This window comes from Rhizobium sp. 01T444, from assembly GCF_056398305.1.
The window spans coordinates 39,576-52,170 of sequence record NZ_JBFTPD010000005.1 but is presented as its reverse complement, the minus strand read 5'-3'; the positions used below and the strand labels follow the sequence as shown (position 1 = coordinate 52,170).

General features: G+C 61.0%; 12 protein-coding genes. 8 read left to right on the top strand and 4 right to left on the bottom strand.

Translation table 11 applies throughout. The annotated features are described in order from the left end of the window. Positions 1-24: 24 nt before the first annotated feature. Positions 25-837 carry a class I SAM-dependent methyltransferase gene (locus AC1DTN_RS10275; protein WP_477920987.1) on the top strand — a complete coding sequence of 271 codons (813 nt, stop codon included), beginning with the start codon at positions 25-27 and terminating at the stop codon, positions 835-837. A gap of 103 nt (positions 838-940) precedes the next feature. Beyond that, entirely contained in the window at positions 941-1,768 is an 828-nt protein-coding gene (locus AC1DTN_RS10270) for a hypothetical protein (RefSeq protein ID WP_477920739.1), read from the top strand. A gap of 21 nt (positions 1,769-1,789) precedes the next feature. On the opposite strand, the gene AC1DTN_RS10265 is transcribed toward AC1DTN_RS10270, so the two are convergent. After that, entirely contained in the window at positions 1,790-3,133 is a 1,344-nt protein-coding gene (locus tag AC1DTN_RS10265; RefSeq protein ID WP_477920737.1) for an NAD(P)/FAD-dependent oxidoreductase, read from the bottom strand. A 247-nt stretch (positions 3,134-3,380) separates the two neighbouring features. Here AC1DTN_RS10265 and AC1DTN_RS10260 point away from each other — a divergent pair, with 247 nt between their 5' ends. The 5 genes from AC1DTN_RS10260 (at position 3,381) to AC1DTN_RS10240 (ending at position 8,783) form a co-directional block, all read left to right on the top strand. Continuing rightward, positions 3,381-4,115: a glycosyltransferase family 25 protein gene (locus AC1DTN_RS10260; protein WP_477920736.1), complete on the top strand. Its 735-nt coding sequence runs from the start codon at positions 3,381-3,383 to the stop codon at positions 4,113-4,115. Between the two features lie 313 nt (positions 4,116-4,428). Beyond that, positions 4,429-5,571, top strand: a complete 1,143-nt coding sequence (locus tag AC1DTN_RS10255) for a glycosyltransferase family 4 protein (RefSeq protein WP_477920735.1) — start codon at positions 4,429-4,431, stop codon at positions 5,569-5,571. Then, positions 5,549-6,481, top strand: coding sequence for a glucosamine inositolphosphorylceramide transferase family protein (locus AC1DTN_RS10250; protein ID WP_477920733.1), 933 nt, complete (start codon positions 5,549-5,551; stop codon positions 6,479-6,481). The genes AC1DTN_RS10255 and AC1DTN_RS10250 overlap by 23 nt, the downstream gene beginning before the upstream one ends. A 123-nt stretch (positions 6,482-6,604) precedes the next feature. After that, positions 6,605-7,369: a sugar phosphate isomerase/epimerase family protein gene (locus AC1DTN_RS10245; protein ID WP_477920731.1), complete on the top strand. Its 765-nt coding sequence runs from the start codon at positions 6,605-6,607 to the stop codon at positions 7,367-7,369. 169 nt (positions 7,370-7,538) lie between these two features. Then, complete coding sequence (locus tag AC1DTN_RS10240; RefSeq protein ID WP_477920729.1) at positions 7,539-8,783, top strand: glycosyltransferase; 1,245 nt, start codon at positions 7,539-7,541, stop codon at positions 8,781-8,783. Between the two features lie 16 nt (positions 8,784-8,799). On the opposite strand, the gene AC1DTN_RS10235 is transcribed toward AC1DTN_RS10240, so the two are convergent. Next, positions 8,800-9,066, bottom strand: a complete 267-nt coding sequence (locus AC1DTN_RS10235) for a hypothetical protein (RefSeq protein WP_477920728.1) — start codon at positions 9,064-9,066, stop codon at positions 8,800-8,802. Continuing rightward, complete coding sequence (locus tag AC1DTN_RS10230; protein WP_477920727.1) at positions 9,063-9,302, bottom strand: hypothetical protein; 240 nt, start codon at positions 9,300-9,302, stop codon at positions 9,063-9,065. Before AC1DTN_RS10230 ends, AC1DTN_RS10235 begins: the two co-directional genes overlap by 4 nt. 217 nt (positions 9,303-9,519) lie before the next feature. Here AC1DTN_RS10230 and AC1DTN_RS10225 point away from each other — a divergent pair, with 217 nt between their 5' ends. After that, positions 9,520-9,921, top strand: coding sequence for a GFA family protein (locus AC1DTN_RS10225; RefSeq protein WP_477920726.1), 402 nt, complete (start codon positions 9,520-9,522; stop codon positions 9,919-9,921). Positions 9,922-10,298: 377 nt separating this feature from the next. Here the strand turns inward: AC1DTN_RS10225 and AC1DTN_RS10220 are convergent, their stop codons facing one another. Continuing rightward, the gene (locus AC1DTN_RS10220; protein WP_477920724.1) at positions 10,299-11,342 is read right to left on the bottom strand and encodes a calcium-binding protein; all 1,044 of its coding nucleotides are present in this window, start codon (positions 11,340-11,342) and stop codon (positions 10,299-10,301) included. Positions 11,343-12,595 lie beyond the last annotated feature (1,253 nt).

The following is a 12,595-nucleotide window of genomic DNA, read 5'->3' as shown; positions in this document are numbered from 1 at the left end:
AGGTCTACGCCGATCAGCGCGGAGATCGCCATGTCCGGTGACACCCTTGCCCGTCCATTCGGCCGGCAAGCCTTTGGCCTTAGCCCTGAAAACTATCACTTGGCCCGGCCGCCTTATCCGCCGGCGGTGTGGGATGTGCTGCGGCAGCGGGCCGGATTGCGATCAGGTATCTCGATACTGGAGATCGGTGCGGGAACCGGGCTTGCCACGGAACATCTTCTTGAACAGGAGCCGCGGCGGCTTCTGGCCGTCGAGCCGGACAGGCGGCTTGCGGAATTCCTGCGTGCGCGGCTGCATCGCCCCGAACTCGGGGTAGTCGAGCAAGCCTTCGAAGAACTGATCGAGGCGCCGCAATCATACGACCTCGTGGTGAGTGCGACGGCATTTCACTGGCTCGATGCCGTCCCGGCGCTCAGGCGTATCCATGCGCTGCTTCGCGATGGCGGCGCCGTCGCTCTGATCTGGAATGTCTTTGGCGACAGTATCAGGCCCGATCCCTTTCATGAGGCGAGCGCGCATCTCTTTGTCGGACATCGCCCAAGCCCGTCTGGCGGAGGGACGACGCAGACGCCTTACGGGCTCGACAGCGAGGCCCGGCTTAGGGATTTCGAGGAGGCCTCATTCCACTGCGATCCGCCTGTCATGTTCGAGTGGACGCTGACGCTTGATCCGCCCGCGGTGCGGCGGCTCTACGCGACCTATTCAAATGTCGTGGCATTGGAGGCGGAGAAGCGCGAGGTGTTGCTGGACGCGCTGGAGGATCTCGCACGGAGTGATTTTGGCGGCGTCGTCACCAGGAATATGACGACGTCGGTTTTCATCGCCAGGCGGACATAGGGGCCGCTGCCGGCCGACGGGCGAAGGCGCATCCAAAACTTTCCACAATTGGTGGGTTTATAGTAACGCCGTCGCAACCTCTATGCTGCATTACAATAGGATGATGTCTTGCCGTACGGTCCTGCCGATCCTGTTCGTCTGCCTCATGGCCGGTGCCGTTCTGGCAGGCTGCTCGCCGCCGTCGCCGAAACTTCATTCCGATGCCGATGTCGCCTTCCTTGCCTCTGATGCCCATCTCGTTGTCGGGGACGTGCCGCTGATCGTTCCGTTTGTCGCCCTTACAGGTCTTGCCGAGAAGCCATCCTTTTCATTGGATAGAAAAGGAGACCGCCAGGCGGCAGAAGAACGGCTGGAGACGTTCCGCAAAGCGGCAGGCAGCCCACAGACCGCGCGAGTTATGGATAGAGTGGAAATCACGGTGCGGCCATACGGATGGGACGATTTCGACGTGCCATTCCGCCGTATCTGCCTTCACCTGAGCCGCCAATGGTCGCGGTCCGTCTGCGATGATCCCTCGGCGCCGCTGCAGCGGACCATGCCGAAGAATGGGTTCTTTCTTGCGGATGACAGGAAGCTCGATGCTTTCCAGAATTACTCGATCGGCAAGGGTGAAACGGTCTCGGGCCAGCTCGACAGAATGCGGCTAAAGCCCTTGGAGGCTTCGGTGGTCTGCGATGCCGAAGCCTCTTCGAAAACAACCCTCTGCACCGCTGCCACGCCAATCAGGCAGCATCTGATCGCGGTGTGGAGAGTGTGGAGCAGTTCCATTGAGGCGACCAGCCGCAAGGCGGAACGCGAAGGCGTTGCCATCACCGCATTCGTGCTCCATGCGCTGGGTCCGGTCGAGAACTTTCCCGCATTGACGTCTGTCGCCTGCGGCCTGACAAAACCGGCGCCGTCGAGCGAGACGCGTGGGGACGCCTGTCCCTGAGCAACGATGCTGCGCGGGCGTTCAGATCGCCGGTCCCGGCCGGATGCGGCTGCCGTCGGTGAAGCGCGAGAGCCGGAAGCGGTTGAGATCGTGGCCGGTGGGATTCCCCTGGATCAGGTCGGAGACCACGCGGCCGATGCCGGGGCCGATGCCGAAGCCGTGGCCGCTCATACCGGTTGCGACGAAGAGGCCGGTGGTGGCCTGCACGCGGTCGACGATGGGCACGATGTCGGGCATGGCGTCGATCATGCCTGCCCAGGTCGTCTTCAGGCGGACGGTTTCGAATTGAGGGAAGAGGCGCTGGAAATTGCGGCTGATCGCTTCGAGGCTGGATTGCTCGGGGGCGGGGTTCAGCACGCGCATCCGCTCGAACGGGCTCTCGGCATCCGCCGTCCAGTTGCGCGGGGTCGACCAGCTGTCCGGGTAGCCCTCGGGGGCTGCAGGCGAATAGCGGGTGCCGAAGGGGTGGGCCAGGAGCGCCGGCATATATTTCGTGGCGTGGCGGAGAGCTTCGGGGCCGAGATAGAGGCGGTGGCTTCCCGGCGCCAGCGTGTAGCCGCCATCCTGCCTGCGGCGGAAGGCGACATCCGCTCCGCCTGCGGCACCTGCGTGGATTTCGGCCAGGGGCTCGGTTGCGGCCACGGTGGCGCGGACAGCAAGCTGCGGGATGGAGACGCCGTGTTTTCTGAGGAAGAGCGACGACCAGGCGCCGCCTGCGACGAGCACCGTCGAGGTCTCGATGCGGCCGGCCTCGGTCCACACACCGCTTACCTCGCCGGCGGAGATATCAAGGGTTCGCGCCGCGCAGTTTTCGATGATCGTGACACCCAGACGGGCGGCGAGCCGGGCAAGGGCAGGGACGGCGAGCCATGGCTCGGCGCGCAGGTCCGATGGCGTCGTCATCGAGCCGGCAAATTTGCGGGAGATGCCTTTGAACAAGGAGGCCGTCTGCCCGCTGTCGAGCAGGCGGGTATCGAGATCGTAGGCGCTCGCGAGCTTCATGAAGGTTTCGAAGCCGGCCATCTGCTTGTCGGAGTTGGCGAGATAGGTGACGCCGGTCTCGTTCAGGCCGATATCCTCGCCGCATTCTGCCGCGAGCTCCTTCCACAGGCGGCAGGCTTCGATGACGATGGGCAGCTCGTCGGCATCGCGGCCCTGCTTGCGGATCCAGCCCCAGTTGCGGGAGGACTGCTCGGCAGCGATGCGCCCCTTCTCGATGAGCGTCACGGAGATCTTGCGCTTGGCCAGAAACAGCGCCGTCGTCACACCGATGACGCCGCCGCCGATGATGACGACGTCGGATGTCTTTGGAAGCGGGCCATGATGCTGGATGGGATCGTTTAGGGAGAAGGGGAAGGCTGGCAAGCTATGCGTCCTGAAGGGCTGATCGATAGGTACGAGTGCTAGAGGCTCCGGGGCGGCAATTCAAGCTGATGTCATCGCGGTTCTGGGCGTGCCCTTGGCCGATCAAGGAGAAATTTGTTACCGACATTGCTGCCATGCCGCGACGGCAGGTTGCACAGCCGGCGGGGGAAGTGCTAGGCGAGTTTGCCGGGAAGCTTGGCCTCAGGGGGAGGCCCGGCTGCTTTGAGCTGCAAACCACGGTTGGACGATGACGACCCGCATTTATGTGATTAATCTCGACCGGTCCACGGATCGGTGGAATGCATTGTCCGATCGGGCCAAGGCCCTGCAGTTCGACCTTATTCGCATTGCCGGCGTCGATGGGCGGGAGATTGCCGCAGATCAGCGGACGGCCTGTGATGAGCGCGCCTTTCAGCGCAACAATGGCCGGACCATCCTGCCGGGCGAATATGGCTGCTACCGGAGCCATCTGAAGGTGCTCGCGGCTTTCTTGGAAACGGGCGAGGCCGCCTGCATCATCGTCGAGGACGATGTCATTTTGTCTGCCGACCTCGTTGCGCGCGCCGAAGCGGCACTTGCGGCGGTGCCCGGCGCCGATGTGATCAAGCTCTTCAATCACCGTATCGTCGGCTTCAGGCCTGTCGCCACCTCGGCTATCGGCGATGAGATCGGGCGCGTAACGCATGGTCCGCAGGGGTCGGCAGCCTGCTACGCGGTGACGCGGATGGGCGCCCTGAAGCTCCTCAAGACGGTCGGCGTCATGCGATTTCCCTGGGATATCGAACTGGAGCGCGGCTGGGCATCCCGAGCGCGGGTCTACACGACCCGCCAAAACGTGATTGTCGTAAAAGAGGGCGGCTCGAATATCGGGACGCGATCCGTCTACAGGGCCACCAAATTTCCCTGGTGGAGGCGATTGCCGACCTATGCGATCCGCATCGCTGAGACGGTTCGCAGAATCAACTATGCATTGAAAAAATAAGGCGCCGGGACGGAAAACCCGGTTGTCAGGGCGGCTTTGTCGTTGCCCTTAAAGTCCATCTCAAGACTTTTTTTGGCACTTTAGCAGGCTGTTTTATCGGTGTTACAGTCGTGCATAATACTGCCGCAATTTTTCAAGAGTTACATCAGCAAGTTACCCCAAAAATGGTCGTTCTGTGGCGTAAAACTTTACGATTCTGTATAGTTACACAGTCTTGTTTGCGCTGGATCTCCGATGTAGATCATCGCCGAAACCTATCGAGAAGTGTTCCGCCAACATATCAACTCGGTCGGACATCGATCTGAGGTGTATCTTGAGTGCTCGAAATGATTTCGTGGGTGAGTTGCACCCGCGTGCCTATGAGGCTGCCGATCCCGTAGCGTCTCATAAGTTGAAAATCCTGCATGTCTTGTTCTCCTCCAGAGTGGCTGGATCGGAACGATACTGCGCTGACCTCGCCAACGGGCAGGCTGCTCTTAGACATGAGGTTCACGTTGCCGGACGATACGGTTCGCCGATTGCTGGTCTGCTCTCGAAAGAGATTGTTTTCCACGGCTTCGCGATCCCGTTTCTGCGGGGCCTGAGGCTGCGGCGGCTAATGGACAGGACAGGCATCGAGATCGCGCATGGGCATCTCAGCCATGGCTGCAAGGCGCTTGCCGCAGCGCCTGACAGCGTTGCCAGGATCGCGACCCTGCATGTCGGCTACAAGGCGAAGCAGCACGCCTGCCTCGAGGGTGTGATCTGCGTCAACACCGCCCAGTCGACGCGGCTCGGCACATTTGACGGCCAGTCGACACTGATCTCCAACTGGCTGCCCGATGTCAAATCGGCCGAGAGCTTCGACCTGCGTGCGCAGCTGAATTTGTCGCGCGAAACACGGCTCGTCGGCAGCGTCGGGCGTCTGCATCTCAGCAAGGGATATGATGTGCTGGTGTCTGCCTTCCGGCAGTCGGCACCCGGCAATGCCGCTCTCGTCATCGTCGGCGAGGGGCCGCATCGCGCTGCGCTGGAAAAGCTCGCCAAGGGCGATAGCCGCATCCATCTGCTCGGCCATTGCAACAATGTGGCGGGGTTTCTGCGCAATCTGGATCTTTTCGTTTCGCCGTCGCGAGAGGAATCAGCAGGGCTTGCGATCCTCGAAGCCATGCATGAGGGACTGCCGATCATCGCCACGGCGGCCGAAGGCCCGTCGGAATATCTGCGCGAACATCCGGTCACGCTGGTGGCGCCCGGCTCCGTCGAGGGGCTCGCCGAGGCGCTTACCGATGTGCTGCGGGAACAGCCTGTTGTCCGCCTGTCGCGCGTAGGCTACGACTTGGCTCCTTTCTCTCGTTCGGCAGGTATTGCGAATGTTCTCGATTTCTATTCCCGGGTTGCCCGCGGAGCCGCAGTTCAGGCTGCGCCCGATATCGATCAGCCGCGGTTGATCTATGCGTCTGAAGCCCAAGAGTGATTTCTGGCAGGTGGGCATCGTGCCCGCATCCGCTGAGGTGCTGCTCGATGCCGAGACTTTGGCCGATTGTTCCGATCGAATTACATGGCTGCCCGATCCGGGACCATGGCGATATCTGGCCGATCCCTTCGCCGTGAAGAAGGGCGACAGCCTGCACGTCTTCGTGGAAGCCTATGACTACCACACCAAGCATGGCTTCATCGAGCGCCACGAACTGGTGGGGCCGGACCTGCAATGGCGCGGCAGGGCGGTGGTTCTCACCAAGCCTTTTCATCTCTCCTATCCCTTCCTCATCGAGCAGGATGGCGAGGTGCTGATGATGCCTGAAAGCCATAAGGCGGGGGAGGTCGCGCTTTACCGCGCCCGCTCATTCCCCGATGGCTGGGTGCGGGAAACGGTGCTCCTGGCCGATTTGCCCGCTGCCGAGGCCTGTCTCATTGAGCATCAGGGCAAGTGGTGGATGTTTTACACGCTTGTCGGCGCCGGCGCGCGTGACCAGCGCGAACTGCATATCGCCTTTGCCGACAAGCTGACCGGCCCGTGGAAGACCCATCCGCAAAATCCGGTTCTGGTGGATCGCTCCGGCGCCCGGCCGGGCGGTACGCCCTTTGTCGGCGCCGATGGGCAGGTCATCCTGCCGGTTCAGGATTGCAGCGTCAGCTATGGCGGCGGCCTGCGCTTCCTGCGCTTCAGCCTGCTCAGCAAAACGCATGTGACCTGCGCGCATCTACCGGCCCATTTGACCGGCGGTCTCGCCACTGCCGATTATCCCGACGGCCTGCACACATTTTCTGCCTGCGGAGACCTGACGCTGATCGATGTGAAGCGTATCGACAGATCCTTCGGCCGCCATATCGTCAACCTGAAACGCAAGCTGCTGCCGAAGCCCGCCTTGTCCGCATTGGGGTGATATCGGCCGTTTTGCGCTCGCAATCTGCGTCGACACGGGTGAAACTGGACCCCAGCGGATTCGATGCGGAGGAACGGTCGGGATGCCTTGCCGGCAACAGCGACAATGGCCTGGAGATGAGCGATGACGAAGCCGATGCTATCGTTGCAGCTCTATTCGATGCGCGGCCTTGGAGATCTCGGCACGCAGCTCGACAAGGCGGCGAGCGCCGGTTTTGGCGCTGTCGAGCCGCTCGAAGGGCATTTGCGTGACGCGAATAACCTTCAGGCCGGGCTTGTCAGGAATGGGCTGACGGCACCATCAGCCCATGTCGGGCTGGAGGCGCTGCGCAGCGAGCGGCAGCGCTTTGTCGATGCCTGCCAGCAATGCGGTATCGGGCAGCTCTTCGTCCCGCATCCGGCACCGTCTGCGATGAAAGAAACGAAGGCGGCATGGCAGCGGATCGGCCATGAGCTGGGTACGCTTGCTGAGCAGATGAAGGAAGCGGGCATCGTGCTCGGCTATCACAACAAGATGGCAGGCTTCGACCGCACCATTGGCGGGCGCTACGGATTCGAGCTGATGTTCGATGCGGCCAAGGGCAGCCCGCTCACCTGGCAGGCGGATATTGCGTGGCTGGCGCGCGCCCAGCCGAATGCGGTCGAATGGATCAGGCGCTATGCCAGCGTGCTGGTCTCGGTGCATGTAAAGGATCAGGCGCCTGATAATGTCGATCCGGAGGAGGGCGGCTGGGCCAATGTCGGCTCCGGCGTGCTCGTCTGGCCGTCGCTGTGGCAGGCGGCTGTCGCAAGCGGGGCGCGGCTCTTCGTCGTCGAGCACGACAATCCGCGGCTGCCTTTCGAATTTGCGGCGCGCAGCTATGCCTATCTCAGCCGGTTTGTGACGTAGAACACCGGCCTTTGCCTGCCGCTGATCGCTGGAAATGTGGGGAGGGGATGCGGCCGGGAACAATCATCATCCCTGCTATGCCTTTAGATATGGCGCAGGGGGGACTTGCGGCAAGACCCTAGAGAGGGCGTAGAACGCTCAGCCTGATCAACAGCATCGGGAGATGAGCATGCGTGTATTGCTATCCACATACGGATCACGGGGAGATGTGCAGCCATTGGCGGCGCTGGCGGTTGCCTTGCAGACAACAGGCGCCGAGGCGGTGGTCTGCGCGCCGCCGGATGCGGAATTTCCCGGGCTGCTTAATCGACTCGGCGTGCCGCTGGCGCCGGCCAACGCGCCCGTGCGGCAATGGGTGAGCGAGGTGATGAAGACCGCCGAGCGCAATACGCGGGAGCGTTCGGCCGATGGCATTTCGGAGCGGGCGGCCGGGATATTGGCGGGACAGTTCGAGGCGCTGTCAGCGGTTGCGGAAGGATGCGATCTCATCGTCGCGGCAGGGCTGTTTCCGGCGATGGCGGCGGCGCAGCTGATGGCCGAGCGGGCCGGCATCGGCTATTTCGGGGCGACATTCTGCCCGATCTTCCTGCCGTCGCATCATCACAAGCCGCATGAATTCAAGGGCCGTCCGCATCCGCCCGGCGTGACCGACAACAGGGTTCTCTGGGACTATGATATCGAAACGAAGAACGTGATCTTCGGCGGAGCCTACAATCGGCTGCGTGCATCGATGGGCATGGCGCCGGTGGACAATGTGCGCGATCCAGTTCTGACCCGCCGGCCGTTGCTTGCGGCCGATCCGGTCATCGGGCCGCTGCTTGCGACGGATCTGATCGACGCAGTGCAGACGGGCGCCTGGATGCTCGATGACGACCGGCCGCTGCCGGCGGCGCTGGAAGCCTTTCTCGATGCCGGCGCGCCGCCCGTCTATGTCGGTTTTGGCAGCATGCCTATGCATGCGCTGAAGGATGCTGCGGGCGTGATCCTTGCGGCGATCCGTGCTCAGGGGCGGCGTGCCGTGCTGTCGCGCGGCTGGGCTGGGCTGGTGCCCGATGAGGGCGCAAGCGATTGCTTCGTCATCGACGAGGCCAATCATCAGGCGCTCTTTCCGCGGGTTGCGGCAATCGTCCATCATGGCGGAGCAGGGACAACGGCAGCGGCAAGCCGGGCGGGCGTGCCGCAGGTCGTCGTGGCGCAGATTGCCGACCAGCCCAATTGGGCGGGCCGCGTTGCAGCACTCGGCATCGGCGTGGCGCATGAGGGAACGATACCGAGGCCTGAGACCTTCTCCGCCGCGCTTTCGGCGGCGCTGCAGCCTGATATGCGTAAGCGCGCTGCGGCCGTCGCGCCCACGATCCGAACCGACGGGGCGATGGTGGCGGCGAGGCTGCTGCTTGCATCGGCTAGCACATAAGCGGGAGGAAACACGGTCAATCGCGCGGCAGCCTGCCGAGCAGCAGCTGGTTTCCCGTGCGGTTGCCGCAACCGCTGCATTTCAGGCGAGGGCCGATCCTCGCCAGCGATATGTCCTTGCCATAGCGGTAGGCGAGCATGCGCCGGTCGATCCTCGTCTCGCGCTGGCAGGCCGGGCAGCGGGCATGGAGGACATACCATTGCGGCAGGGTGGCGAGCGTCTCCCTGTCGGTTGCGACCTCCTCATGGCTGGCGACGAGATCGATGCTGCGGCGGTGTTTCATGTCCGGTCAAAGGAGGACCTGTCGAAGGTGGGCCGCCAGCCGCGGGTCATGCCCCGGCTCATGGCGCCTTCGGCAAGCGCAAGCTGTTCGCGCAGGTGGCGGCAGTCCTGCAGAAGCGTGGCGATGGCAGCCTTGGCATCCTCGTCGTGCCAGGAGAGCACAGCCTCGACCTCCCAGCTCAAATCTTCGTTTCCGATCACATTACCATCGGTTTTTGGGGCCAATTGCGGACGCATGTTCTCATTCTCCTTGCAGAGCATTTCAGTTCAGGATTGTCGGGATGGCGACCGCAGCGCCAGGAATGTTCTTATTATGTTCTCATTCTGGCGGGAGTCAAGAGCTGTAGTCAGGCTGAGCGCGGAGAAGAGAATTGGATCGGGCGCGGTTTGCGGACATCACGTGATTGGGGCAGGATAGGCTCACAGCAACAAGCAGGGATGAAACGGTGCGCTGATGCTGATCGGCTCATGTCATTGCGGCAAGACAGGCTGGACGCTGGAAGGCGATCCCGGCTCGATTACGGCGTGCAACTGCACGCTCTGCCGGCGCTATGGAGCGCTCTGGGCCTATGATTACGAGGGCGAGCGGATCAGCATGAACGGCGAGACCGGCTCCTATACGCGGACCGGCCGGGAGACGTCGTCGCTGGAAATATTGTTCTGCCCGACTTGCGCCTGCGTGCTCAGCTGGCGCGGCCTGAGGCTCAACAGGGATGGGCGCCGGCGCATGGCGGTCAATTTGCGCCTGGCGCCGCCGGATCTCGTTTCTGATCTGTCGATCGATCATTTCGACGGGCTGGAAACCTTTGACGACCTTCCGTCCAAAGGGCGGTGCGTGCGCGATCTCTGGTTCTGACGGACGCAAAACCGCTGCACAAATTTTGCTGGAATTGCGCTAGACCAGTCCGTGACCTCCGATAAAGATCGCCGCGCACAGGATTAAAATCGCGGCGACCGCATGGAACCGGGAAAACCCATGTCCTCCATGCGGTGGAGCCTCTGCACCATAGCCGAGGCTACGATGGTCTTCTTCGAAGTTTGACAGCAAATCGCGCATTTCATGCCCCCCAAGTATCTGGCCCAAACATCTGTCAGGCCAAGGGAATCAGCATGCGCTCGTTCTGATGATTTGGGCAGATCGCCAAAGGTTCAATCACCTTCCGGTGGATACCTCATCACCCAGCGGAAACGGCCGGTGAAACCGGCCGTTTTGAGATATGCGGCGCGCGCCCGTCAGACGAGCAGGGAGCTGTTTACCAGGACGTCGGTATTGTCGAAGAACGTCTTGTTCACACCGATGAAAGCAATGTCCTGGGCAGCATGGGTCGTGCCGGCGCCATCGGCGTCGTAGGACAGAACACCGGTCGCGGAATTGTAGATCAGCTCGGGGCCACCCTTGGTGCCACCAGCGCCCCACTTGTTGACGATTTCGAAAGAGGCGGCATCCACCACGCCATTATTGTCCAGGTCGAGGCCGGCGAAGGCAGGGCCGAGCTGGATCTTGTCGTCCGCATCGAAGTCCCAGACGAAGTCCTTGTTGGCCGTGCCCATTTCATCGAAATGGAAAGTGTCGGCGCCGCCCTTGCCGTAGAGGCTGTCGTTGCCGGCGCCACCGGCGATGAGATTGCTGCCGGCATTGCCGGTGATCATGTTGGCAAGGTCGTTGCCTGTCGCGTTAATATCCGCCGTGCCGTTCAGGCGGAGGTTTTCGACAGGTCCCTGGTCATGCAGATCCACGCTGACCGTCGTCCAGATCGTATCTACGCCGCCATCGGGAAGGGTGAGCAACGGCCCTGAATAAATCGCGACGCGATCACCCGCATCATCGAATATGTAGGTGTCGTTGCCCGTTGTTTCGAAAAAGGTGTCGGCCCCGCCTTTGCCATCCAGCTTGTCGTCGCCGGCATTGCCGACCATTCGGTCAGCGATATTCGAACCGATGACCGAGACATGTTCGACGTCGGGCTGAATGAAGAACTGGCCTGCGTAACCGCCGTCCGCGTGGGTCAGGTACATGATGGATGTGAAGGTGCCCGGCCCGAAATTCGTGAAATCGACGTCGAGAGCTCCCATCGGCTGAAAGTTCAGGTAGGCGGAATCCGTTCCTGCGTCGCCGTAAAACGTGACGTCGATCTGGCCGGGAAAGTCATGAGGAGGCGCAAAGATCAGCGTGTCATTGTCCGCTCCTCCGAAAATATCGTCTGTTGCTTCCAAGAGGTCCGGCAAGTCGAAAGTCGACGTCGCGATGCGAAAGGTGTCGTTGCCTCCACGGCCCAAGTAAACATCGCTGTTCTCGAATATAATTCCCGCCTCTGGAATTATTATAAGAGTAGAGCTTTGCGTGCGAAACACATCATCTCCAGGCGTGCCCTCGTAGATACCCATGCGTCTTCCTCCGTTTGCTGCGATCTCAGGATATTGTTGAATACTTCTTGCTGGGGCAAGTGAAACTACCATGACGGTCACTCGCTCCTCTTAGCTGGCATCCTATCAGGTTATAGGGCGAACTGCTACTTTGGATTGATTTTGCGTGAGGGGAACCCGTTCTCGATGAGGGCGGATCATGCAGGTTGGTGCGGCCATGCTCCGCGATGTCGGTGTGGCTGACCGAACAATCGGTCCGCTACCCCACCGCCGCCAATATGCCGGAAGCATGCTGGCCGGAGCTCGTGAGGACTAAGGTGCTGCTGCCGGCGGAGCGGCAAGTATAATTCTTTCGATGCTATCTGTTCTATCCGTCCCGCCTATTTTCCACCTTTTTGCTGTGTGGGTGACAATAGTAGATCGGCTAATTTTGCGATAATAATAAAAATAAGGAAGTTATTATGTGTCGATGTATACAGAATAGGTCCGAAATTATGGCCTTAAAGCTGCCGCAGAAGGGAAACTATGAGGATATACTGTCTTATCGTTGCGCTTCATCTCAGCCTGCTGATGTGGGTTGGAGCCTACTATAGCGCTCAAGGACTTTATCTCACATTCAGCGCCTCGCATTCCCAGACTGTTGCCTTCGCTTCACCCGACATCGGCGCGATCCGTACGGATGCCCGATGACGACGACCCTACGACAAACCAAGAAACAAGAAAAAAACCACCATGAGACCGCTAAATTCCCTCCTGATCGTCTATCTTGGCCCGCCGCTGATGGCAGCTGCGCTTCTTCTGTTCACTGTGTCGTGGCTCGGGGATAAACCATTCGACCCAGGTCAGGATACGGTGACCGCCGTGCGAAAAGGCGGCAGGATCGGCAGTCAGAGCGAGATGTTTCGGTAATTAGGAGCGTCGCGCCGCCATCGCCAACGGGAAAAAATTGAGAAGGGCCGTCAAGTGGGGCCTGGCGACCCTTCTCCGGCTGGTAGGTGCAGCATCCAGCGGGGGCAAAATACAAGCAGTGGCTGTTTCCGATAGTGACCACGGTCACAACATGGCAATATTTTCTAGCGGAAGATGAACTAACCAGCTTTGCGTGCATTGCGGGCGCCGTCTCTACCCTGGTACTAGTCGACGAAGATATGGTTCTACACATGCGT

Coding starts and splice junctions, on each gene's coding strand:
- AC1DTN_RS10270 (WP_477920739.1), top strand. CDS start 941: ATGTCTTGCCGTACGGTCCTGCCGATCCTGTTCGTCTGCCTCATGGCC.
- AC1DTN_RS10260 (WP_477920736.1), top strand. CDS start 3,381: ATGACGACCCGCATTTATGTGATTAATCTCGACCGGTCCACGGATCGG.
- AC1DTN_RS10245 (WP_477920731.1), top strand. CDS start 6,605: ATGACGAAGCCGATGCTATCGTTGCAGCTCTATTCGATGCGCGGCCTT.
- AC1DTN_RS10240 (WP_477920729.1), top strand. CDS start 7,539: ATGCGTGTATTGCTATCCACATACGGATCACGGGGAGATGTGCAGCCA.
- AC1DTN_RS10230 (WP_477920727.1), bottom strand. CDS start 9,302: ATGCGTCCGCAATTGGCCCCAAAAACCGATGGTAATGTGATCGGAAAC.
- AC1DTN_RS10250 (WP_477920733.1), top strand. CDS start 5,549: ATGCGTCTGAAGCCCAAGAGTGATTTCTGGCAGGTGGGCATCGTGCCC.
- AC1DTN_RS10225 (WP_477920726.1), top strand. CDS start 9,520: ATGCTGATCGGCTCATGTCATTGCGGCAAGACAGGCTGGACGCTGGAA.
- AC1DTN_RS10235 (WP_477920728.1), bottom strand. CDS start 9,066: ATGAAACACCGCCGCAGCATCGATCTCGTCGCCAGCCATGAGGAGGTC.